The 22,904-nt window shown below is 64.1% G+C and carries 23 protein-coding genes and 1 tRNA gene; 14 read left to right on the plus strand and 10 right to left on the minus strand.

What is annotated here, in order from left to right:
* Positions 1-359 (minus strand): hypothetical protein (locus ACH2DW_RS12350; protein ID WP_394930048.1); only part of this gene is annotated, 359 nt, incomplete at its 3' end.
* Between ACH2DW_RS12350 and ACH2DW_RS12355 the strand changes: the two genes are divergently transcribed.
* The 4 genes from ACH2DW_RS12355 (at position 358) to ACH2DW_RS12370 (ending at position 3,120) form a co-directional block, all read left to right on the plus strand.
* Positions 358-708 carry a RidA family protein gene (locus ACH2DW_RS12355; protein WP_394930049.1) on the plus strand — a complete coding sequence of 117 codons (351 nt, stop codon included), beginning with the start codon at positions 358-360 and terminating at the stop codon, positions 706-708. The two genes, ACH2DW_RS12350 and ACH2DW_RS12355, sit on opposite strands and share 2 nt — an antisense overlap.
* Before the next feature lie 15 nt (positions 709-723).
* Complete coding sequence (locus ACH2DW_RS12360; RefSeq protein ID WP_394930050.1) at positions 724-876, plus strand: hypothetical protein; 153 nt, start codon at positions 724-726, stop codon at positions 874-876.
* An 11-nt stretch (positions 877-887) separates the two neighbouring features.
* Positions 888-2,258, plus strand: coding sequence for an 8-oxoguanine deaminase (locus tag ACH2DW_RS12365; protein ID WP_394930051.1), 1,371 nt, complete (start codon positions 888-890; stop codon positions 2,256-2,258).
* An 85-nt stretch (positions 2,259-2,343) separates the two neighbouring features.
* Positions 2,344-3,120: a GDSL-type esterase/lipase family protein gene (locus ACH2DW_RS12370; protein WP_394930052.1), complete on the plus strand. Its 777-nt coding sequence runs from the start codon at positions 2,344-2,346 to the stop codon at positions 3,118-3,120.
* On the opposite strand, the gene ACH2DW_RS12375 is transcribed toward ACH2DW_RS12370, so the two are convergent.
* The 4 genes from ACH2DW_RS12375 to ACH2DW_RS12390 form a co-directional block, all read right to left on the minus strand.
* Entirely contained in the window at positions 3,117-3,809 is a 693-nt protein-coding gene (locus ACH2DW_RS12375; RefSeq protein ID WP_394930053.1) for a winged helix-turn-helix domain-containing protein, read from the minus strand. The two genes, ACH2DW_RS12370 and ACH2DW_RS12375, sit on opposite strands and share 4 nt — an antisense overlap.
* Positions 3,806-5,140 (minus strand): glutamine synthetase family protein, encoded by a 1,335-nt coding sequence (locus ACH2DW_RS12380; RefSeq protein WP_394930070.1) that lies wholly within the window; start codon positions 5,138-5,140, stop codon positions 3,806-3,808. The genes ACH2DW_RS12375 and ACH2DW_RS12380 overlap by 4 nt, the downstream gene beginning before the upstream one ends.
* A gap of 142 nt (positions 5,141-5,282) precedes the next feature.
* Positions 5,283-6,305 carry a glutamine synthetase GlnII gene (glnII, locus tag ACH2DW_RS12385; RefSeq protein ID WP_394930054.1) on the minus strand — a complete coding sequence of 341 codons (1,023 nt, stop codon included), beginning with the start codon at positions 6,303-6,305 and terminating at the stop codon, positions 5,283-5,285.
* 172 nt (positions 6,306-6,477) lie between these two features.
* Positions 6,478-9,030 carry a penicillin acylase family protein gene (locus ACH2DW_RS12390; RefSeq protein ID WP_394930055.1) on the minus strand — a complete coding sequence of 851 codons (2,553 nt, stop codon included), beginning with the start codon at positions 9,028-9,030 and terminating at the stop codon, positions 6,478-6,480.
* Between the two features lie 116 nt (positions 9,031-9,146).
* On the opposite strand from ACH2DW_RS12390, the gene ACH2DW_RS12395 reads away from it, so the two are divergent.
* Positions 9,147-10,874: an NAD+ synthase gene (locus ACH2DW_RS12395; protein ID WP_394930056.1), complete on the plus strand. Its 1,728-nt coding sequence runs from the start codon at positions 9,147-9,149 to the stop codon at positions 10,872-10,874.
* 71 nt (positions 10,875-10,945) lie between these two features.
* Positions 10,946-11,686, plus strand: a complete 741-nt coding sequence (locus tag ACH2DW_RS12400; protein ID WP_394930057.1) for an NUDIX hydrolase — start codon at positions 10,946-10,948, stop codon at positions 11,684-11,686.
* Positions 11,687-11,718: 32 nt separating this feature from the next.
* Here ACH2DW_RS12400 and dut read toward each other — a convergent pair whose 3' ends face one another.
* Positions 11,719-12,159, minus strand: coding sequence for a dUTP diphosphatase (gene dut / locus ACH2DW_RS12405; RefSeq protein WP_394930058.1), 441 nt, complete (start codon positions 12,157-12,159; stop codon positions 11,719-11,721).
* A gap of 183 nt (positions 12,160-12,342) precedes the next feature.
* On the opposite strand from dut, the gene selA reads away from it, so the two are divergent.
* The gene (gene selA, locus ACH2DW_RS12410) at positions 12,343-13,629 is read left to right on the plus strand and encodes an L-seryl-tRNA(Sec) selenium transferase (RefSeq protein WP_394930059.1); all 1,287 of its coding nucleotides are present in this window, start codon (positions 12,343-12,345) and stop codon (positions 13,627-13,629) included.
* A complete protein-coding gene (gene selB, locus ACH2DW_RS12415; RefSeq protein ID WP_394930060.1) occupies positions 13,626-15,344 on the plus strand; it encodes a selenocysteine-specific translation elongation factor in 1,719 nt (572 codons plus the stop codon). Before selA ends, selB begins: the two co-directional genes overlap by 4 nt.
* 66 nt (positions 15,345-15,410) lie before the next feature.
* On the opposite strand, the gene ACH2DW_RS12420 is transcribed toward selB, so the two are convergent.
* The gene (locus ACH2DW_RS12420; protein ID WP_394930061.1) at positions 15,411-16,814 is read right to left on the minus strand and encodes an NfeD family protein; all 1,404 of its coding nucleotides are present in this window, start codon (positions 16,812-16,814) and stop codon (positions 15,411-15,413) included.
* Positions 16,815-16,837: 23 nt separating this feature from the next.
* Here ACH2DW_RS12420 and ACH2DW_RS12425 point away from each other — a divergent pair, with 23 nt between their 5' ends.
* The 4 genes from ACH2DW_RS12425 (at position 16,838) to ACH2DW_RS12440 (ending at position 19,530) form a co-directional block, all read left to right on the plus strand.
* Positions 16,838-17,776 carry an ArsA family ATPase gene (locus ACH2DW_RS12425; RefSeq protein ID WP_394930062.1) on the plus strand — a complete coding sequence of 313 codons (939 nt, stop codon included), beginning with the start codon at positions 16,838-16,840 and terminating at the stop codon, positions 17,774-17,776.
* Positions 17,776-18,879, plus strand: a complete 1,104-nt coding sequence (locus ACH2DW_RS12430) for an ArsA family ATPase (protein WP_394930063.1) — start codon at positions 17,776-17,778, stop codon at positions 18,877-18,879. The genes ACH2DW_RS12425 and ACH2DW_RS12430 overlap by 1 nt, the downstream gene beginning before the upstream one ends.
* An 85-nt stretch (positions 18,880-18,964) precedes the next feature.
* A complete protein-coding gene (locus ACH2DW_RS12435) occupies positions 18,965-19,438 on the plus strand; it encodes a response regulator (RefSeq protein ID WP_394930064.1) in 474 nt (157 codons plus the stop codon).
* A gap of 15 nt (positions 19,439-19,453) precedes the next feature.
* Positions 19,454-19,530 (plus strand) — tRNA-Pro (locus ACH2DW_RS12440).
* A gap of 124 nt (positions 19,531-19,654) precedes the next feature.
* Here the strand turns inward: ACH2DW_RS12440 and ACH2DW_RS12445 are convergent.
* Complete coding sequence (locus tag ACH2DW_RS12445) at positions 19,655-20,335, minus strand: hypothetical protein (protein WP_394930065.1); 681 nt, start codon at positions 20,333-20,335, stop codon at positions 19,655-19,657.
* A gap of 124 nt (positions 20,336-20,459) precedes the next feature.
* Between ACH2DW_RS12445 and ACH2DW_RS12450 the strand changes: the two genes are divergently transcribed.
* Both ACH2DW_RS12450 and ACH2DW_RS12455 read left to right on the plus strand, forming a co-directional pair.
* Complete coding sequence (locus ACH2DW_RS12450) at positions 20,460-20,738, plus strand: MazG nucleotide pyrophosphohydrolase domain-containing protein (RefSeq protein WP_394930066.1); 279 nt, start codon at positions 20,460-20,462, stop codon at positions 20,736-20,738.
* A gap of 101 nt (positions 20,739-20,839) precedes the next feature.
* Positions 20,840-21,184, plus strand: a complete 345-nt coding sequence (locus ACH2DW_RS12455; RefSeq protein ID WP_394930067.1) for a DUF5684 domain-containing protein — start codon at positions 20,840-20,842, stop codon at positions 21,182-21,184.
* A gap of 80 nt (positions 21,185-21,264) precedes the next feature.
* On the opposite strand, the gene ACH2DW_RS12460 is transcribed toward ACH2DW_RS12455, so the two are convergent.
* Positions 21,265-21,714: a hypothetical protein gene (locus ACH2DW_RS12460; protein WP_394930068.1), complete on the minus strand. Its 450-nt coding sequence runs from the start codon at positions 21,712-21,714 to the stop codon at positions 21,265-21,267.
* A 51-nt stretch (positions 21,715-21,765) separates the two neighbouring features.
* Entirely contained in the window at positions 21,766-22,794 is a 1,029-nt protein-coding gene (locus ACH2DW_RS12465; RefSeq protein ID WP_394930069.1) for an aspartate-semialdehyde dehydrogenase, read from the minus strand.
* Positions 22,795-22,904 lie beyond the last annotated feature (110 nt).

The raw sequence follows: 22,904 nt of genomic DNA on the forward strand, positions 1-22,904 counted from the left end.
AGCCAGTCGAGCCAGTCGAGCCAGTCGAGCCAGTCGAGCCAGTCGAGCCAGTCGACCTCGATCTTGATGCGGCGCGCGCCGTTCTCGGCAAGCGGATCGCCCTCGATGACCTCAGGGTCGTCGAAGGAATTGGACCGAAGATCGCTGAACTCTGCGCCGGCATCGGAGTGATGACGTGGCGTCAACTCGCCGAGACCGACATCGGCACCCTGCAGTCGATGCTCGATGCGGCCGGCTCCCGATTCAAAATGCACCGGCCGGGGTCGTGGCCACAACAGGCGGCGCTCCTCGCGAGTGGGCAGTGGGAAGAATTCGTCGCACTGACCGAGACATTGGCGGGGAGTTAGAGTCGCCGACATGAGCAAGCCCCTCGGTCCCTATACGCCCGCCGTCCGTGCCGGTGACTTCATCATCATCTCCGGCCAAGGTGGTCTGCTCGACGGCACCAAGGTCGATGGTGGCCTGGTTGCCGAGACACAGCAGGCAATGAAGAACATCGAGGCGCTCCTCGCCACGATGGGAGCGTCGATGTCCGACGTGGTCAAGACCACGTGCTTCCTCACCGACATGGAGGACTACAAGGTCTTCAACGAGCACTACGTTGCAGCGTTCGGCAACCATCGCCCCTCGCGCTCGTGCGTCGCGGTCGCTGAGCTGCCTGCCAATTTTGTTGTCGAGGTCGAGGCCTGGGCCTACAAGCCGGCCTGACGCTAACCTGACGCCATGCTCGGAGGAATCGCCATCATTGTCGTCGTCCTGTTGATTCCGGTTGCCGTGTTGATGAGTGGCGCTGCTGCGTCGGCAGTCATCGGCGAGGTCTTCTACCGAGACGGCAAGAAAGACGCTCACCCCGAACTCGTGGACCTTCCTGATTGAGAACCGCCGCCATGGCTGACCGCCACCACGACCTGGTGGTCGCGAATGCTCGGTGTGTGGCGACTGTCGACGGAGATCGACGCGAGCTGGCTGGTGGCTGGGTGGCGATCACCGATGGTCTCATCGCTGACGTTGGCACCGGTCCAGCGCCATCGGCGACGACCACGATCGACGCGACCGATTGCCTGGTGACCCCTGGTCTCGTCAACACGCACCACCACCTGTACCAAAACCTGACCCGGGCGTTTCCGCCCATGACCGACAAGCCGCTGTTCGGTTGGCTGCAATCGCTGTATCCGCTCTGGCGGTCGATCGACACCGAGTCGGTCTACGTGTCGGCGTGGGTCGGTCTTGCCGAGCTTGCGCTGTCCGGTTGCACGACGTCGACCGACCACCTCTATTTGCACCCCCACGGCGCTGGCGATCTGCTCACCGCCGAGATCGAGGCCGCACAGGACTTGGGCATGCGATTTCATCCAACCCGGGGATCGATGTCGCTGTCCAAGAAAGACGGCGGGTTGCCGCCCGACGATGTGGTTGCCGACGACGATGAGATTCTGGCCGCATCCGAAGCCGCCGTCACCCGTCATCACGACCGTTCACATGGCGCCATGGTGCGTGTCGCGCTTGCGCCTTGCTCGCCGTTTTCGGTCACCGAAGACTTAATGGTGCGCTCTGCGGAACTGGCTGAGCGGCTCGATGTCCGACTGCACACGCACTTCGCTGAGAACGCCGAGGACGACGAGTTCAGCATCGCCACCTTCGGGTGTCGGCCGATGGAGTACCTCGAGCGCACCGGGTGGTGTACGGATCGGACGTGGGTGGCGCATTGCGTCATGCCCAATCACGATGAGATACAGCGATTGGGAGCAGCGGGAGTCGGTGCCGCACACTGCCCATCGAGCAACATGATCCTGTCGTCGGGCATTGCGCCGATCGTCGACCTCCGCGCCGCCGGTGTGAAGGTCGGGCTCGGTGTTGATGGGTCGTCATCGGCGGACAGTGCGTCGCTGTGGCTCGAAGCCCGGCAAGCCATGTTGCTGGCCAAACTTCGGAACGGTGCGGACGCGGGCACCGCCCGGATGGCGCTCGAAATCGCGACCCATGGTGGGGCCGGGTGCTTGGGACGTGAGGGCGAGATCGGGGTCATCGCTCCTGGTGCCGTCGGGGATCTCGCCGTCTGGTCGTTGACCGGCCCGACCTTCGCCGGAGCGATTGCCGATCCGATCGAAGCATGGCTGCGCTGTGGGCCAACCGGGGCGCGTGACACGATCGTCAACGGACAACCGGTGGTGCGCGATGGTCAATTGGTGAGCGGGAGCCTGGGTGACATGCTCGCTGCACACGACACGCTGTCTCGACGCATCCAACAGCTCGACTGACCGCCCGCTGTTTGCGGGATGAGGATGTGACTGAAAATCTGGCGCGTGCCGCCCCTGCATCTCCTGAGATAGCAAGAATGTCCCAATGCGTCGCTCTATCACCTCCGCGTTCTTGGCCGTCGTCGGCCTGAGCGTTTGCGCGTGCGCCGGCGAGACCTCATCGGCGACCGGCGGGGATGTTCCGCTGCCGACGATCGGGCTCGGCTCCGATGTCGGTGAAGTTGGCCAAATCGGCAGTGGCATCGACGTCCGAGCAGTCGGGACGACCGAAATCGACACGGTCATCATGGTGGGCGACTCGATCACGGTCGCGTCGACCCCGCAGCTTGAGACGATGTTCGAACAGCTCGGCTTTGACTCGGTCGTGATTGAATCGAAGGAGGGCAAGCGGACCGCGCTCAGCTTCGGGTCGAACCCGAGCGGGGCGGCAGTCGCCGAGGACCTCATCAAGACGATCCATGCGACCGGCGACACCGGCGCAGAGGGCGCCGCAGGCGACCCGTTCGACCATTCGAACGAACTGTGGGTCGTCGCGCTCGGCACCAACGACATTGACCAGTACTCCGACCCGAGCGAGCGCGCTGCCGCAATCAACGAAATGCTGCAGACCGTGCCGGATGAATCACCACTGGTCTGGGTCGACACGTTCTTCCGTGACCGTCCCGATGGCACAGCGGAGCTCAATGACACGATCCGCGACCGGGTGACTCAGCGCGGCGACAGTGTGATTGCGTCGTGGAGCGCCGTGGCCGACGACGACGGCAACTTGCGCAACGACGGGGTGCACCCCCGCGAGCAAGGCTCGATCGTCTTCGCCAACATCGTCGGCAACGCGATCATCGACTTCTTGCAGCTTGCCTAGCTTTCCCAGCGGGATTCGCCAAAGCGGTAGCCGACCGAGCGGACCGTCTGGATCAACGCTGCATGCTCTTCGCCGAGCTTGGCGCGCAGCCGACGCACATGCACATCGACGGTGCGGGCGCCGCCGTAGTACTCGTAGCCCCACACGCGGCTGAGCAGGATCTCGCGAGTGAACACCTTGCCGGGGTTCTGCGCGAGGAACTTGAGCAGCTCATATTCCATGTAGGTCATGTCGAGCGGCTTGTTCGCGATCGACGCTTGGTAGGTCTCGAGATTGAGGGTGAGCGCTCCGTACTCGACCATGTCTGAGCTGACGACGGCCACGTCCCCTGAGAGCAGATGTCGCAGGCGCGCCTCGAGTTCAGACGGGTGGAACGGTGACAGGCAGAAGTCGTCGAAGAGGTCGTCGCGGTGTTCGAGCTCGGCGAGTTGCGCCCCCCCGATCAACACGATGACAGGGAGTTGCTTGTCGGCCTGCTTACGGATTGCCCGCAGGAACGCCCACGCGCCTTCAGGGTCTGCCGTGGCATCGACAATGGTTCCGGCCCAGCCGGAGTCGGGCTCGTGTTCACCGGCATCGGCGGTCGAGGAAACGGCCTTCCACGAAGAACCACCGAGATCGAGTGTGCGCGCCAGTTCGGGCGGCGCCGGGTCCGGGAAGACCAGAAGCATCTGGCTGCGCTCACTCACAACGACGTCAGGTACCGATCTCGCTCGAACGCGCTGACGTGGGTCTTGTAGCCGCGCCATTCGATGCGTTTGCTCCGCAGGAACCACTCGTAAATGTGCTCACCGAGGGCCTCTCGCACGAGTGTGGACTTTTCCATCGTTTCGAGCGCTGCTGCGAGCGACGTGGGGAGCTGGCCGATGCCGAGCTTCTCGAGTACATCGTCTCCGATCTCGAACAGGTTGGCGTCAGCCTCATCGGGCAGCTCATAGCCCTCTTCGATGCCCTTCATGCCGGCTGCAAGCATCAGGCTGAAGGCCAAGTACGGGTTGCACGCGGGATCAGGGGAGCGGTACTCGAGACGCGTGGCCAAAGGATTGTCGTTTTTGGTGATGGGCACCCGGATGAGCCCACTGCGGTTGTTGCGCGCCCAACTGAGGTGCACGGGTGCCTCGAAGCCGGGAACCAGGCGCTTGTAGCTGTTGACGGTCTGGTTGGTCACCGCCGTGATTTCAGGAGCGTGTCGCAGGAGGCCCGCCATGAAGGCCTTGGCCTTCGCGGACAGGTTGTATGGGTCATCAGCGTCGAAGAAGGCGTTGTCGTCGCCTTCGAAGAGCGAGAGGTGCACGTGCATGCCCGAGCCTTGAACGCCCTCGAGTGGTTTCGGCATGAACGTGGCGTGCGCGCTGTTGCGGGCGGCAATTTCGCGAACGGCGAGTCGGAAGGTCATCACGCTGTCGGCCATGGTGAGGGCATCGGTGTGGCGGAGGTCGATTTCCTGCTGACCGGGCGCATCTTCATGGAAGCTGTACTCGACCGGAATGCCCATTTGCTCGAGTGTGCGAATCGTGCGTTTGCGCAGCTCGCCGGTGACGTCGTTGGTCGTCAGATCGAAGAACCCGCCCTGATCGATCGGGACTGGGACTTCGCCAGCGACGAGTGGCTCGAAGTAGAAGAACTCGATGTCGGGCGCCACGTAGAACGTGAGGCCCATCTCATGGGCGGCCTTCATATGACGTCGCAGGACCTGGCGCGGGTCGCCAGCGAATGGCGTGCCGTCCAGGTTGTGGATGTCGCAGAAGACGCGTGCTTCGGGTTCTTTCGGGTCTCCCCACGGGACGATTTCGAACGTGTCGGGATCAGGGATCGCGAGGACGTCGGCTTCCTGGACACGGGAGAAGCCGTCGATCGACGACCCGTCGAAGGTCATCCCGTCGGTCAGCGCGTTGTCGAGTTCGGCAGGTGAAATGGCGAGGCTCTTGAGGTTGCCGAGCACGTCGGTGAACCACAGCCGGACGAGGCGTACGCCGCGCTCTTCGACTGAACGCAAGACATATTCGCGATGTTGGTCGATACTCACAGGTTCAGTCTTTCAGATGGTGTGGAAAAAGCGAACCGGCGAAGCAGGGACTTGAGGTCCCCACCCCGCCGGCCACGTTGCCTTCAGGATTTCAGTTTCTTGAATCTGTGGTCAGATCACGCGATCTGACCACAGATCACTTCATGGCGCCGCAGATGGTGTCCACCATGAGGCGGGCCACCACGTAGGGGTCGATGTTGCCGTTCGGGCGACGATCTTCGAGGTAGCCCTTCTTGTCGACAGCAACCTGCCAAGGAATGCGGATCGATGCGCCGCGGTCAGACACGCCGTAGCTGAACTGGTCGTGACGCTGGGTCTCATGGGCGCCGGTGAGGCGATCTTCGACACCGTCGCCGTAGCTGGCGATGTGCACTGCAGCGCGCTGGCCGAGGGCCTTGCAGCCAGCCTCGATGTACTTTATGCCGCCGTCTTCACGCATCTCCTTGGTGGAGAAGTTGGTGTGGGCTCCAGCGCCGTTCCAGTCGCCCTTGACGGGCTTGGCGTCGATGCTGATGACCACGCCGTAGTCCTCGGCGATGCGGTGCAGAAGGTAGCGACCAATCCAGAGCTCGTCGGAGACTTCAAGCAGGCCAACGGGGCCGACCTGGAATTCCCACTGTCCGGGCATGACCTCGGCGTTGATGCCCGAGATCGTCACGCCGGCAGCGAGGCAGGCGTCCATGTGATCTTCGGCGATGTTGCGGCCGGTGATGGCGATCTCGCCGACGCCGCAGTAGTACGGACCCTGCGGTGCGGGGAAGCCGTCGTCTGGGAAGCCGAGCGGGTTGCCGTTCGGCTTGAGCATCGTGTATTCCTGCTCGATGCCGAACATCGGCTCGTGCTTCTTGTACTTCTTGGCGGTGCGAGCAGCCGCTGCACGAGTGTTGGTCGGATGGGCTTTGCCATCCACGAGCATCACTTCGCACATGACGAGGACGTTCTCGCCGCCACGGATCGGATCGGGAAAGACTCGGGCGGGCTTCAGCACGCAATCGCTCTTGTCGCCCGTTGCCTGGTTGGTCGACGAACCATCGAAGCCCCAGATCGGCATGTCGGCGAGGTCGGTGCCGCTGTCGTCGGAGATGACCTTCGTCTTGGAACGGAGTTGCGGAGTCGGTTCCGTACCGTCGATCCAGATGTACTCAGCCTTGATAGCCACTGCTGTCCTCAAATCTTGTTGTTGGTTGGGCACGCCAAGGATACGGCGAGTCCCGTGAACGTGCGGCATCGTTGCAGTTGGTCGTTGCGTCGTCGTTGCTCGTTTGTGAACGGCGTGTGAACTGTTGCTGTTCACCTGCGCATTGGTGTTGCGGCCGGCGAGCGATCCGCGGTCAGCGGACTTCGAGGATGCGTTCGGTGAGGTTGGGGTCGGCGGAAATCTGTTCGTCAGTGAATGCCACTGTGCGCCAGTTCTTCTCGCTGAATCGAATCGTTTGCTGTTCGAACAACGGCGACTCGCGATCGTCGGTTTGGCCGTACGTGAGGATGGCCCACGCCTGGACCTGATCTCCTGTGTAGTCAACGGTCATCACGAAGCTTGTCCCGTAGTTGACCGGGAAACCCTCACCGCGCAGTGCGCTGTTCGGGGAGACGGCGTCGCCGCGGCTCGGTGCCGTCTCGGTGCTCGAGCCGGTGCCGCTCCACTGCACCACATTGGTGACGCCATCCGCGTCGGTGCCGCCATGGATGGGGATTCGTGTCCCGGATCGTTCGGTGAACTGAGCGGCGCCGAGCGTTGAGTCGAGAGGGAAGCCCGCCTTGGTCAACGTCTGCACGGCACGTGCCAGGGCGGCGAGCAACGCGGTGGAATCGTCCGTGGGCACTGCTGGGGTGAGTGTCGGTTGCAGTGGATCGAACTCGTCGGAGAAGAGCGGGCCGGTGGTCGTGCGCTCGGCGTTGCTGAATCGGTTGAGCACCTCGCGCCACAGCAAGGGGCCGGCTCGGTCAAGGTCGTAGCGGCCGTCCCAGCGAGCGAGAATGCCGCAGGCTGGAGTGAGGTCGACGAGTTCGGCGGGCAGCGCAACTGTCTCGTCGTCGTCGAGCACTTCGTCGACTTCGAACACCGGGGTAACGGAGCACGCGTCGACAGTGGCGTCGAGGAGCAGGGCGGCGGCGTGCCCCGTGTTGTCGAACACCGCGTCGCGCAGCTCGAGCCCAGAGAAGTTGGCGTCGTCGCCAGCGAGGCCTGTCCGATTGTCGGACGCGAGTACCGCAGCGTTCTGGCGGGTGCGCATGCTGAGTGGCGTGTTCTGTTCGCCGTGGAGCATCGAGAACGCTCCGTCAAGGGTGAACTCGTCGCTTGGTACCCAGAAGCTGTCGTTGGCGTTGAAGACGTAGTCGGTGCGCTCCACCATCGGCATCTCGGCGAACGGAACCAACCCGTCGTCACGAGCACCGGGCACGACTTCCCAAGTGAATCGACTGTCGGATCCGTCGAGGAGCACCACGCCGTTGTCGTAACCGATCTGGGTGATCGGGTCGGTGGACAGCTTGTCGATGAAGAGCTGTTGTGCCTCGTCGGAGAGATTGGGAGTGGCGGAGGTGTCCGCGTACCAAACCCGGCCATCCGCGCCGGTTGCGATGGTGTTGAAGAGCGGAACGCCCTGATGTTCGGCGTGCACTGCTTGCAAGTCGTCGAGGCTCTGTACCGAGATCATGTCGAGGTACTGGTCGATGAACTCGTTGTTGTTGATGTTCGCATCGCGGAAGCTGAGCACTGCTCTGTCGGTCCAGCCGAGCCCGGGGAAGTCAACGATCGGGCCGTACTCGCTTCGCCACAGCGTGCGGGTTTCTTCGTCGACGGTGCCGTCAGCTCGAAGGATCGAGATGGTGTGCTCGACGGAGGTCATGGGCCTGGACTCGTCATCGACGATGTAGCTCGTCGGTGATTCGGGGTCGAGCGCGAGGAGGTAGGCGGTGAGTCGCTTGCCGGAGGACACGGTGTGGGTCCATGCCACACCTTCGGTGAATCCGATGCCGATACCGGGCACGCCAAGCAGTTGAGCGCCGTAGATGTCGATCTCGTCGCCAACGGTGAGGTGAGTCTCAGCGAAACGCAGCTCGCCTTCCCACGGGAAGTGCGGGTTGGCGACGAGCAGGCCGCCGGTGCCATTTTCCGTCCGGTCGCTACCGACGGCCCAACCGTTGCTGCCAACGTCGAGTGGTTCGAGCACGGTGAAGTCCGGAGCGGGGGAGTCATTGGCCGACCGGCGCGGGGCGAAGCCGAGCGCCCCGTCAGGCTGCGGTGGCTGGGCGCTCGGGAGGAAATCAGCGAACCGGGCACTGCTGGCCAACAGCGCCACCGAACGGGCGTACACGTAGACCTCGACCGGCTGGATCGGCCGGACCCACTCGGCGTCGTTGCACCAGCCGATGAGACCGTCGGGACCGGTGTCGGTGAGCTGGTCGTTCCAGCCCTCTGCGAAGGCTCCGAACTGTTCGACGATCTCGGGAGACGCATCGTCGTAGTCGGCTGTGGCGACCCCGACGATGTCGATCGCGCGCCAGGCGAAATCGCTCTCGACGTTCTCTCCGTCGCTGCCGGGGCCAAGAACTTCGGAACGGCGGCCGTACACCTTGTCGATCTGGTCGATCAGCGTGCAGCCGTGGTCTTCACCGCTGACCCATCCCTGTCCGTACGCGACGCTTGCGAGGTCGGGGCCAGAGATGTGCGGTACGCCATCGGTGGTGCGCCTGATCGTTGCGGTCAGTCGCGGCGGCACCAACGTCGTGGTCGTGGTCGTCGTCGTCGTGGTCGTGGTCGACGAGGTCGACGTCGTGGTCGTATCCGCCGAGGTAGGCAGCGGGATCGAGTCTGGGCCCTCGCCAGGGGTGCACGCGCCGACGAGCATCACCCCGACGATCGCCACACTCTTCCAACGCACTTGCCTAATACTGCCAGGTCGCATCTCGTTCGCTGGAGCGAAGACGCCGCTTTTTCGGCGATTTCTGGAGAATTTTAGCGGCGGGACGAGGATCGCCCGAGGAGTAGCCTGGCGTTGTGACGGTCCTGCGTGTCGCCCTTGCCCAACTGAACCCCACCGTCGGTGATTTTGACGGCAACCTCGCCAAGCTTGTCGAGGCCTACGACGATGCCGCGGCCGCGGGATGCGACGTCGTTGCGTTCCCTGAATTGTCGACCACCGGCTACCCGCCGGAAGATCTCGTGTTGAAGCCAGGTTTTGTTGCCGACAACCGCGCAGCGCTCGACACCTTTGCCGCTCGGACGGGCGAATGTGTTGCGGTCGTCGGGTTTGTCGATCAGGACCGCGACCTCTACAACGCGGCCGCCGTCTGTGTCGGCGGTGAGATCGTCGGGATCTACCACAAGCGTCTGCTGCCCAATAACGCAGTGTTCGACGAACAGCGGTATTTCATGGCGGGCTACGAGTCCGATCCACTCGAACTGTTCGTCATCGGGGGCGTGAAGGTCGGGATCTCGATCTGTGAAGACATCTGGAGCCCATTTGGTCCGCTGGCCGAGCAAGCTGCCGCTGGCGCCGAGGTCAACATCAACATCAACGGCTCGCCGTTTCGCGCCGAGAAGGACCTCGTGCGTGAGCAGTTGGTGTCGACCCGTGCTGCTGATTCCCATTGCGCTGTCGTCTACGTCAACCAGGTCGGTGGCCAAGATGAGTTGGTCTTCGACGGGGGCTCGTTCGTGATGGATCACGAGGGTGCCTTGCTTGCTCGGGCACCACAGTTTGTCGAAGACCTGATGATCGTTGATGTGCCCGTGCCGCCCGTGTACCGCAAGCGGTTGCTGGATCCGCGTGGTCGCGCCACCGAGGCGCTGCTGCCTACGGTCGAAGTGTCGGCCACGCCCCGCCGACCCACTTCGTCGAGCGAGTCGCTGGCCGCGCCGATCGCCGAGCCACTCGGCGCCGACAAAGAGCTCTACGACGCGTTGGTGCTCGGCACTCGCGATTACTGCGGCAAGAACGGGTTCAGCGATGTGGTCATCGGGCTGTCAGGTGGGATCGACTCGACCATCGTGGCGTGCATCGCAGCCGATGCGCTCGGACCCGAACACGTTCACGGCGTGTCGATGCCATCGAGGTACTCGAGTGATCACTCCAAGAGCGATGCGGCCCTGCTCGCTGAGAATCTTGGCATCGACTTCCGCACGATTTCGATCGAACCGGCGTTCACCGCATACCAAGAGATGCTCTCCGGAGCGTTCGCCGGTCGAGAGGTGGGGCTCACCTACGAGAACATCCAGAGCCGGTGTCGCGGTCAGCTGTTGATGGCGCTCTCGAATGAGTTCGGTTGGATGGTGCTCACCACGGGTAACAAGAGCGAAATGGCGGTTGGGTACTTCACGATCTACGGTGACTCCGTCGGCGGGTACGCGATGATTAAGGACGTCCTCAAGCTCCGCGTGTACGAGCTGTGTCGCTATGTCAACGAGGCAGCCGGTCGCGAAGTCATCCCCGTCGATGTCATCACCAAGCCGCCATCGGCCGAGCTGCGTCCCGATCAGCGTGACGATGACTCACTGCCGCCGTATGAGGTGCTTGACCCCATCCTCGAGCTGTACGTGGAACAGGACCGGACGGCGACTGAGATCATCGAGTTGGGTTACGACGAGGCCATGGTGCGGCGAGTGACGCGCCTCGTCGACATCGCCGAGTACAAGCGCCGTCAGTGCCCGCCCGGTGTTCGTGTCACCAACAAGGCCTTCGGCAAAGACCGACGGCTCCCTATCACCCACGCGTACCGCGGCTGAGCCGGTACGCCCGATCGCCAAATCCGCTCGGACATCGTCTGCAGCGGCCGAATCGGCGATGCTGGGACACGATGATCACGTACAGCGACCAACTCCGCGACCGGATCGAAGCGAATCTGCACGGCCACGAGCGACGCGAGCTGCCCCTTGACGGGCGACGCCATGCGGCCGTCGCGATCCTGCTCGTCGATTCTGAGCCGGGCTCGGATCGGGTTGACCCGCACCCTGCCGAGGCCGACGGGATGGCGAACATTCCGACAGGTGTCAAGGGCCTTGACGCGGAAATCGATGGACATATGAATGGTGTCGCCGGCGGAGCAGCGTTCGTTCTCTGTCGGCGGGCGGCACGGTTGAGCACTCACTCAGCGCAGTGGGCGCTGCCCGGTGGTCGGCTCGATGCAGGCGAGACAGTGATCGATGCGGCGCTGCGCGAAACCCATGAAGAGGTCGGCGTCGAACTCAACGAAGGAGCCGTGATTGGCGTCCTCGATGACTACGCGACGCGTTCCGGCTACATCATGACTCCGGTGGTGGTTTGGGGTGGAGCCGACCTTGCGCTCGACCCGAGCCCCGACGAGGTGCTGGCCGCGTACCGCATCGGTCTGCACGAGTTGTCCCGCGACGATTCGCCCCGCTTCGTGTCGATCCCTGAGAGCGACCGGCCGGTCGTGCAGGTGCCGTTGAGCGGCGACTTGATCCATGCGCCGACAGGCGCAGTGCTCGTGCAGTTTCGATGGGTTGGCCTCGAAGGACGGACGGGCGACGAGTGTCGCGTCGCCGATTTCGAGCAACCTGTCTTCGCGTGGGGGTGAGCGCCGGCTTGGGCTCGGGTTCGGGCTGAGCCTCAGGTGCCCGAGTGGCCGAAGCCGCCGCCACGGTCATCGCCGTCGAGCGTGTCGCCGATCTGCCACTCGATCTGCTCGACTTTCTGAATGACGAGCTGAGCAACACGGTCGCCGCGAGCGATGGCGTAGTCGGTGTCCGGGTCGGTGTTGATCAAGATGACCTTGATCTCCCCGCGGTAGGCGGCGTCGATGAGGCCAGGGCCGTTGACGACGCTGATGCCGTGTTTGAGCGCCATGCCGCTCCGCGGGAGGACGAAGCCCCCGTATCCCATCGGGATGGCGATCGAGATGCCGGTCGGGACGAGGGCGCGTCCACCACCTGCACTGAGGATGGTGGCCTCGGCGGCGTACAGGTCGAGGCCGGCATCGCCCTCATGGGCGTAGGCCGGTACGGGCAGATCGGCGTCGAGTTGAACGATCGGGACGGGGAGGGTGCTCACGGCCGTGCAGCGTAGAACAACGCGCTGAGGTGGAGCCACCGTGCTGCTGATGGGCTGTTCCTCGGTGGCCGACTCGTCGGCGGCGAACAGGATGGCGAGGTGCGGGCTGCTGCAGCGCGCGGACGTGGTGGCTCGTAGGCTGCGAAACGTGGCAACTCGACTGTTCCTCCCGGGAGGCGGCACATGACTGCGCCTTCCCGTCCACCGTCGGTGGACAAGCTCGCTCGCTCGCTGAACTCCAGCGGATTGCCGCATCCGATCTGTGTTGACGTGGCCCGCGCGGCCATCGAAGCCGGAGACCCGGACTCCGCAGCGCGTCGAGCGGACGAGTTCCGTCGCACGCTTCTGACCCCCGTGGTCAACGCGACCGGCGTGCTGTTGCACACGAACCTCGGCCGCGCACCGTTGGCACACCACCAAGACGCATCCGCACAGACCGTCGAGTTCAACCTGGACACCGGCCAACGCGGATCACGGCAGGCGGCGGTGGGCCAGTTGTATGCGCGGCTCTGTGGGGCCGAGGCAGCGATGGTGGTGAACAACAACGCGGCAGCCGTGCTGCTCGTTGTCGCGGCACTCGCGGCAGGCAAGGACGTGCCGGTCAGCCGAGGCGAGAGTGTCGAGATCGGCGGCTCGTTCCGTGTCCCTGAAGTGATCGAGCAGTCCGGCGCCCGACTCGTCGACGTGGGGACCACGAACCGAACTCGGCTGAGGGACTACGAGGCGGCGATCACGCGCGCCAACGTCGACGCGGCGATGGTGCTGAAGGTCCACCCGAGTAACTATCGCGTCGAGGGGTTCGTGGAAGAGACATCGATTGCCGATCTCGCCACGCTCGACGTTCCCGTGGTTGCCGATATTGGCAGCGGCCTGATCGATGCGACCGTGCCCTGGATGAAGGGTGCGCCCCCTGCCTGGCTTGCGGGTGAACCTGCTGCGGTGCAGGCAATCGCGGACGGGGCAGATCTCATCACCTTCAGCGCCGACAAGCTGCTTGGTGGTCCACAGGCTGGGATCATCGCCGGCCGAGCCGACCTCGTCGAACGGTGTCTGCAGCACCCGTTGGCGCGAGCGCTGCGGCCAGGTGGACTCGTGCTTGCTGCACTGCAGCGCATTGCGCTGATCTACCTCGACCGACAGGCAGGAACCGAGATCCCGTTCTGGAAGATGGTCGGTACACCGTTGGTGGCGCTTGAAGAACGTGCGGCCGCGGTGGTCGAAGCGATCGTCGCTGTTCACCCGTCGGCGCGTGTTGAACGAACCGAGGCGCTGCCTGGGGCAGGTTCGGCGCCAGGTGTGACCATGCCGTCGGTCGGCGTGGTCATCGACGGGGACCTGCTTGAGCAGTTGCGCCGGCACGACACACCGGTGATTGCTCGCTCACGCGACGACCGCACATCGCTCGACTTCCGTTCGGTCGATCCCGCTGATGACGTCACCATCGTCGCAGCATTGCGTGGTGGCGCATGACGGTCATCGCAACGGCGGGCCATGTTGATCACGGCAAGTCGTCGCTCGTGCGTTCGCTCACGGGGACCGACCCGGACCGGTTGGAAGAAGAGAAGCGTCGTGGCCTCACCATCGACCTGGGGTTTGCGCACACCGTTCTGCCTTCCGGCACCGAGCTGAGTTTCATCGACGTGCCGGGTCACGTGAAGTTCTTGCGCAACATGTTGGCCGGCGTCGGCGGCGTGTCGGCATGCGTCTTCGTTGTGGCGGCGACCGAAGGCTGGAAGCCGCAGTCAGAAGAGCATCTTCGCATCCTCGAACTGCTCGGCATCAGCCACGGCATCATCGCGTTGACGAAGGTCGACCTTGTCGATGACGAGTGGCTCGAACTGGCGCAGATGGAAGTGGCGGACCATGTCGAGGGCACGTTCCTCGAGGGAGCACCGATGGTGTCGGTGTCGTCGACATCGGGAACCGGCCTCGACGCGATGCGCCGCGAACTCGATGCGCTGATCGAGCGCAGCACAGCCGCCGTCGACCGGAAGCGGCCACGTCTGTGGCTTGACCGTGTCTTCGCCGCGAAGGGCAGTGGGACGGTCGGCACCGGCACCCTCGTTGGTGGCACCTTGCAGAATGACCAGCTGGTGTCGATCGAGCCGGGCGGACATTCAGCTCGCGTTCGCACGATTCAAACGGCCGGCAACACCGTCGAACAGATCGGTGCGGGCAACCGAGTTGCGGTCAACCTGGCCGGCGTCGACCATACCGACGTGAAGCGTGGCGATGCCGTCATCGAACCTGGACGCTGGCGCTTGACCGAGCGATTCGACGCCTCGCTACGCGTGTTGGACGCGCTCGACCATGACGTGTCGCGACGTGGTGCCTACGTGGCCTACATCGGTGCGGGCGAGCATGCGGTGAAGCTGCGTGTGCTTGGCGTTCAGGAGCTCGGCCCCGGGACCACCGGTGCCGTGCGACTGTTCTTGCCAGCCGCACTGCCGCTGCTGCCTGGCGATCGTTTCGTCCTGCGCGAGTCCGGACGCGATGAAACCGTTGGTGGAGGCGAGGTCCTCGACATCGACCCGGTGTTGCGCGCCTCGCGCGCCGCTCCCGATCGCAGCGTTGAACGGCTGGTTCGAGAGCGCGGCTGGTTGACCGTGGACCAAATCGAGCAGCTCACCGGAGAAGTCGTCGATCCGGTGATCGGCGAATGGGTGACCACCAGTGAGTCGCTGGCTGAACTCGGCGCCGCCATTGTCGAGCGGGTTGACGAAGCCGGACCTGCCGGGCTTGATCTTGCTGCTTTCGACGAGCGTGAGCGTGCCGTCTTGCCAACACTCGACGCGGTGGTCGTGTCGAACGGACTGGTGCAACCTGCCGATGCGGTCGACCCCTACGAAGACCATCCAGCGCTTGCGGACCTGCTCGCCGGTGGTTTCGCGCCACCGTCACTCGGTGACGTGGATCGCAACGATCTGCGTGAGCTGGTGCGCCGCGGTCATGTGGTGCAACGCGACGGCATCGGATTCCATCGCGACGCGATCGATGCAGCGGCGTTCGTGGCGGCCGAGCTGCTTGCCGAGCACGTCGATGGGTTCACCGTCGCACAGTTTCGCGATGCAACCGGAGCGAGCCGGAAATATGCGTTACCGCTTGTTGCCGAACTCGACGCCCGTGGCGTGACGCGCCGCCGCGACGATCTCCGCATCGGCGGCCCGCGACTTCCACCAGTCTGAGCTCACCGTCACGGTTTCGCCGACGGGCATGTGGATGTCGCCGGTTGGTCGCCGAGGCGCGGGCGATCAGGGTGAGAGTTGTCCGTCGGTGACAGCCTCGACCGGCGGCTCGGTGTCATCAGATGCGCCGCGCCGCTCGCGGTAGTCCTTGGCGGCGCCTTCAAGCGGTTCGACTTCGAGCGTGATGCCGTCGATGGCGGCGACACGGATCTCGTCGCCGCGCATGACCGGAGTTGCCCGGTTGGTCCGTGCACGCCACCGACCGTTGCCGACCTCGACCACACCGTCGGGGTCGACGTCGTCGATGACGGTGCCGAGTTCGCCGATCATCCACTCTCGGCCGATGGTCGGTGTGGCGAAGCGAGTGCGGACCATGTTGGGCATGCCCACGATGAAGGTGAGCGCGATGCCGCCGACGCCGGTGATCAGCGCGATCCATCCCGGGCGCATGCTGGCCCCCGGCAACGGTTCGAAGAGGAACCAGGTGCCAATCACGGTGAGTACGAGGCCCACGCCGGTCCAGAATCTGGGAATGCCGACTTGGACATCGACCGAGAACGCCAACATCGCCAGACCGATCACCACCACTGCCCACGTTCGTGTGGGCAGGACGGCCAGCCCGCTGAACGCGAGGAAGGTGCAGACCGCGCCGACGACGCCAGCCACCCCGACTCCGGCGGTGAAGAACTCGAAGACGAGCAGCGCCAGACCGGTGAGCAACAGCAGGTACGCAACCGGCGGGCTGGCCACGGTGTGGAACAACTGATCGATCAGCGACAACTTCGAAAAGCGCACAATGGCGACGGTGTCGAAGCGCGTGTTGCCGTCATCGGTGACCACTTGCTCGGTGGTGACCAGGGTGACGCCGAGCTCCTCGTAGCCGTTCATTGCCTGCAGCATTGAGGTGACTGTGGGAATGCCCTCGTCGTTGATGCGTTGCCTGAAAATGTCGAGGGCGCGCGCCTCGCTGAGGCCAACCGAGCCGTTGCGGAGCGTTTCTTCGGCGATACCGAAGTCGATCTCTGCTGACGGGATGCTCAGCGGAACACCGAAGTAGCCGACACGTGCGCCGGGCGCCATCCCGGTCACATCGGCAACGGCGAGCATCTGAGCTGCCGGGCCATAGAAACGTGAACCCGTCGGGCCGACCCAGACGCCGATCGGCACGGGTGCGGTGGCGATGTCCTCGAGCAGGGCTTCGACGACACTGTCGTCGACGACCGTGCCGTCGCTGTTCACCTGGAGGATCAGGGCCTGCGCTCCGCTGTCGTCGGCGCGCTCGATGGCGTCGCGGATCTCAGCAACGAGGATGTCGTCCATGAACCCGCTGACCTGCAGCACGTCGACCGGAGCGATGGTCGCGCCTCCGGGCGTGACCACGGTGTCGGGCGTGGGGTCGTCGCCGCCTTGGTCGTCCTGGGCGCTGACGCCGCCCGCGAACAATGAAAGGCCAGCGGCCGTTGTGAGCAATGCGATCGCTAGTCTGCGCAAAGGTGCCTCCGGAACACGAGAGTCCGCTGCAGTCGTTGACCGCGACAAATGTTGTCATTGTTGCGGGCAAGGGGGGTGTCGGAAAGACCACGGTAACGGCTGTGATCGCCCGCGCGGCCAGTCGTGACGGACGACGTGTCCTTGTTGTCGAACTTGACGGCAAGCCGACGCTCGACCAACTGCTCGACGGTGAGGCTCAGAACGGGGCCGGATCCATTGAGGTGGTCCACATTTCGGCCGCTGACGCTCTGGACGAATATCTCCGAGATCACGGTTTCGCCCGGATCGCGAAGCGGCTGAACAAGACGGGCGTGATCGACATGGTCGGCACCGCAGCGCCAGGTATCGATGATGTCGTTGTCCTCGGCAAGGTCAAATCGTTCGAGCGATCGCAGAACTACGACCTCATCGTGGTCGACGGCCCTGCAGCGGGCCATGCGATCACCTTCCTCACGTCTGCCACCGGCCTGGCGAATGCGGTGCGGAGCGGACCGGTGCGAACGCAATCCGACGAAGTGATCGAACTGCTCACCGACGTTGAGCGTTGCCAGGTCGTGCTCGTCACGCTGCCCGAGACAACCCCGGTGAATGAGGTCGTTGAGACAGCGTTTGCCCTGGAAGACGATGTCGGAATCCAGCTTGGCCCGATCGTGATCAATGGCGTGGACACCGGCGTTCCATTGCCGTCGATCAAAACGGCCGCAGCTGCCTGGCAAGACCTCGATGCGGATGTGGCAGCGGTCCTCGCCGAGGCCGCAGCGTTCCGGCGATCGCGCCGAGCGATGGAGCGCACCGAGATCGAGCGCTTGTCGGCGGAGCTGCCGCTCGAGCAGATCACGCTGCCTGCCCAACTGGTCGCCGGATTGACCGCCACGGACGTCGACCGGTTGACCGACCACCTCCTGGGGCTCAACGGTGTGCCTGATGTCGAGGGCAACTGATGGCTGACGTGCAGCGCCTCATCGACGCGTCGACCGTGATCGTGTGCTGCGGCTCCGGTGGCGTCGGCAAGACCACCACGGCCGCGGTGCTCGGTCTTGAAGCAGCAGAGCATGGCCGCAAGGTGGTGGTGGTCACGATCGACCCGGCCCGTCGGCTGGCCGATGCCTTGGGCCTGGAGGACGGACTAGCTGCCGAGCCGCAACGCATCGACCTCAATTCGGCTCAGGCGTCGGGTGGCGAGCTGTGGGCGATGATGCTCGACACGGAGGCGACGTTCGACGGCCTGGTGCGGCGTCACGCCGGTGACCCCGAGCAGGTCGACCGCATTCTCACCAACCCGCTGTATCGCAACATGGCCGGCGCGATGAGTGGCACGCAGGAGTACATGGCCGCCGAGACGCTGCACGCTCTGCACGGTGATGACCGTTTCGACCTGGTTGTCGTCGACACGCCGCCGAGTCGCAATGCCCTTGACTTCCTCGAGGCACCCGGCGTGTTGGCGCGGTTCCTCGACCATCGGGCGTTCAAACTGCTGATGCTGCCAACCAAGAGTGGCCTCAAGGTGCTCGGTTCGGCCGCGCAGCCGATTCTGAAAGCGATCGGCCGTGTGGTCGGTTCTGATGTGCTCGCCGATGCCGTGGCGTTCTTCCAGGCGTTCGCCGGCATGGAGACCGGATTCCGCGACCGGGCCGACGAAGTGGTGGCGCTGATCCGAGCAGCGGAGACATCGTTCGTCGTCGTGGCAACGCCGCGCCATGACACCATTGACGAGGCTGTTTGGTTCGCTCAACAGTTGGTCGAACAGGGAGTCGGGGTCGGCGCGGCAATCGTCAATCGCACGCAGCCGGGGTTCGGCGCGGGAACCGCTGCCGACGCAACCGCTGCGGCGAGAGCCGCTGTCGGCAACGATGATCTTGTCGCGCTCTGGACAAACGTCGCTGAGCTGAGAACGCTGCGCGAACGTGAGCGGCACGTCATCGCCCCACTCGCCGACGTGGTCGGTAATGATGTGATTGCGACCCTGCCCCTGCTCGACCGAGACGTGCATGATCTCGCAGGTCTGCAGACCATCGCGGGCCACCTCTTCGACCCTGCAGAGTGAGCCGTTCGGCCAGCCACCCCACGCCGTGCTGATTCCGGACGGTTGATTCCGGCACTGGCAGAACGACCGGGTAGCGTCTGGGCTCGTGGAGATCATCATTGCGACAGACGCCAGCTGGGTGGTCGATGACATCACGGCAGCACTTGGTGCCGACGGCGTCAACTTCACCGTCTGCAGCGAAGGGCGGGTGGTGGCCGATGAGGTCGAGAAGAACACCCCTGACCTTGCAATCCTCGACATGCAGATCGGCTCGATGGGTGGCATGGCGGTGACGATGTCGCTCCGACTCGACGAATCGTCGGGATTGCTTCCGCACGTCCCGGTGCTGATGCTGCTCGACCGTCGCGCTGACCTGCATCTTGCACGTCGCAGTGGTGCCGAAGGCTGGCTGATCAAGCCGCTCGACTCGCTTCGATTGAAACGAGCGGTCACGGCCATCAACGGCGGTGGCACATACACGGAAGGCCTGCCGGCACCCGACCCGGTTGCAGCCGATGACGTCGATGTCGATCCAGATGTGGCGGAATCGCCCGAGGAAGAAGCGGTCAACGCCGGATAGCGTTGTCCGTCGCTACGGGGTGTAGCGCAGCTTGGTAGCGCGCCACGTTCGGGACGTGGAGGCCGGGAGTTCAAATCTCCCCACCCCGACCACGAGCCGTCTTGTCAGTTCTCCGGAACCGACGGGCGGCTCGTTTCGCGTCCGGCTGTCATCGACGCCAGCGAAGGTCAAGGTCGCTGTGTGTGAGATTGATGGATCCCGTCATTGGTTCGTCTGTCAAGATGCCGAAATGCCTGAGGCCGAGACCAATACAAGTACGCAGAACGCCGCCACCGCACCCAGTGAATCCCCACTGCGCAACAGGTCGAGCCCAGCGGTGAGCCGGTCGTAACCGTCGGCCGCCGACGGACGCGCGAGCAGCCCGGCAATGGCGAAGCCGACCAGGGTGACGCCAGCAGCGGCGGCCAGCACCCGTGCGGTCCGCGAGGCGCGTGACCGAACGTCGCGTGGTCGACGCTGCAGGCCGGTGATGACGAGGAGTGCGGCGACACCACCGGCGACGAGTGCCGAGGCGGTGAAGAACGGGTCCCAGTCCAGCCGGAGTAGTACTTGCGCGAGCAGGCCACCGATGACGGCGCGGACCGCACCGAGATTGGCCTGGCGGGCACCGATCCATGCAGCGGCGACGCCGGCAGCGAGTGCTGGCAGGAAAAGCAGTGGGTCCGGGACAGCCACCGTGGCGGTGATGCCGGACGCGACCACGAGGGCCCACCACGGGGTCGTTGCACTTGCCCAGGTGACAAATGCAGCCCCGGCGAAACAGATCACCGCATCGGGTATGGGTTGGCCGGTCGGCTGGCAGCCGGCCAACGACGCCAGCAAACCGGCCACGATGGCCGCCGCTGCGACGAGGAGCGCGTCGCGTTGTGACAGGGCGTTGCGTCGCTGGGTGGCCATGGGGTTCTCATTCTCGCAATTTCGCCTGGCGCGCGGTGCATCACCTGCGACGGCAGTACACCGCGTGCCGTTCCCAGGGAAACCGAATCGGGAGCGCCTGGGCTGCGGCGGTTACGGTCCGGCCATGGACCTGGTCGAACTGCAAGACATCATCGAACGGACCTACGGCGACCGCGATCGCGAACGTGGTGTGTCTGCCACGGTCGCCTGGCTGGCCGAAGAGATCGGTGAGCTCGCCCAAGCGGTGCGCAAGGGGACCCACGAGCAGCAGGTGCACGAGTTCGGCGATGTGATTGCCTGGGTTGCGACCTTGGCGAATCAGCAGGGGATCGATCTCACGGTTGCCGCCGAGCGGTTTGCTGCCGGTTGCCCCAAGTGCGCCGCGCTGCCGTGTGCTTGCTGACGCACGCAGTTGCGCGTTCGTAAAGCCACGGTGTGCCTGTTGGCACGCTGTACGGTCAGTGAGGAAATTCCGTCTTAACAATTACCTCTGGGAGGTACCTCATGGCAGTCATTATTTCGTTGGCATTCCTCATTCTGTGGATCGCTGGACTGTCGATCGCTGGACTCTGGAAGATCTTCGAAAAGGCCGGCCATCCGGGCTGGGCGGCGATCATCCCGATCTACAACATGTACATCATCACGAAGATCGCTGGCAAGGAATGGTGGTGGCTGCTGCTGCTGCTCATTCCGATCGTCAACATCGTGATTGCGATCATCTTGTACATCGCCGTCTCAGAGAAGTTCGGCAAGGGCGCCGGTTTTGCGGTCGGCTTGGTGTTCCTCCCGTTCATCTTCGCGATGATCCTCGGATTCGGCGACGCCGAGTACAAGGAGACCACGGCCTGATCACGGTCTGATCACGCGCTGAACGGTGCCACTGCCGGAGTCTGGCGACAGCCAACCACTCCGCAGTGGCACCTTCGCGTTCAGGCTCGGCGCAGCGGTTCGACCGCAATGACGTAGTCCGCGAGACGAGCAGCAATTTCGATGCTTGACTCCGGGTCGTCGGGGTCGGGCGCATCCCACACTTCGGAGATGCGTCGCCACCGATCGGCGCCGATGAACACACCGGCCTCGGCCTCTGCGCCGAGCTGCTCTCGCCAAGCCGCCTCATGAGCAAGCAGGCGATCGAGCACCTCCTGATTGTCATCGTCTTTCGGATGTTCGGCGTGGAAGCCGATCTCGAGGCCGACATCGCCCGTGGACAGCGTGATCAGCTGTGCCTCGTAGTGCTCCTTCTTGGCATCGTCATACCAGACCTTCAGCCCGCGTCGATGTGAGGATGAATTGAGCTGACCATCGACCGACGAAGCAAAGCCTTCGAACGCATCGAGCACCCACTCGAAGAAACCTCGGCTGATCCCGTCGTCAGTCATGCAGTCCGAGGTCTTCCATTCGGGGTCAGCGTGAGGATCGGAGAGAGGGAGTCATCGCGTCGTCTGGACCAACTCTGCGATTTGGAGGGCGTTGAGGGCAGCGCCCTTCCGCAAGTTGTCGTTGCTGACGAAGAGCGCAAGGCCCCGACCCCCGGGCGCGCCTTCGTCGGCGCGGATGCGGCCGACAAAGCTGGGATCCTTCCCGGCTGCCTGCAGTGGCGTCGGGATTTCGCTCAGCTCGACACCCGGAGCGTCGCTGAGCAGCTCGTAGGCCCGCGCCACTGAGATCGGGTTCGCGAACTCGGCATTGATTGACAACGAGTGGCCGGTAAAAACCGGGACCCGGACGCATGTGCCCGATACGAGCAGCTCAGGGATGTCGAGAATCTTGCGCGACTCGTTGCGCAGCTTCTGCTCCTCGTCGGTCTCGAACGAGCCATCGTCGACAACGGAACCGCACATTGGCAACGCGTTGAACGCGATCGTGCGGGCGAACTTCTCGGGAGCAGAAAAAGTGACCGCATCGCCGTTGTGGGTCAGCTCGGGTCCGGCGCCGCCGGCTTCGGCCACTTGCTTCGCCAATTCGTCGACACCAGCAAGGCCCGATCCGGAGGTGGCCTGGTAGGTGGCGCAGATGAGGCGCGTGAGGCCAGCCTCGTCGTGCAGCGGTTTGATGACGGGCATAAAGGCCATCGTGGTGCAGTTCGGGTTGGCGATGATGCCCTTGGGTGGGTTGGCAACGAGATGGCCGTTGACTTCAGGCACAACGAGTGGGACGTTGGGGTCCATACGGAAGGCCGAGGAGTTGTCGATCACGACGGCGCCTGCTGCAGCGAACTTGTCGGCGTAGGCGCGAGAAGATGTGGCACCAGCGGAGAAGAGTGCGATATCGAGGCCGCTTGGATCGGCGATTTCGGCATCCTCGACGACGATGTCGGTGCCCTTCCACGGCAGGGTGGTCCCCGCCGAGCGAGCAGATGCGAAGTACCGCATCTCGGTGACTGGGAAGTCACGCTCTTCGAGGAGACGACGCATGACGCCACCCACTTGACCGGTTGCTCCGACGACTCCTACGCGCATGACGAAAATCCTAACGGGGGCGGCGCATCGTACCCCTGCTAAGTGAGCAAGTAGAGGGGTGCGACCCCCTCCCTGGTGGTACTACCGGGTAGGTCTACGGGGTTACGAAA

Source organism: uncultured Ilumatobacter sp., assembly GCF_963980585.1.
Lineage (GTDB): Bacteria > Actinomycetota > Acidimicrobiia > Acidimicrobiales > Ilumatobacteraceae > Ilumatobacter_A.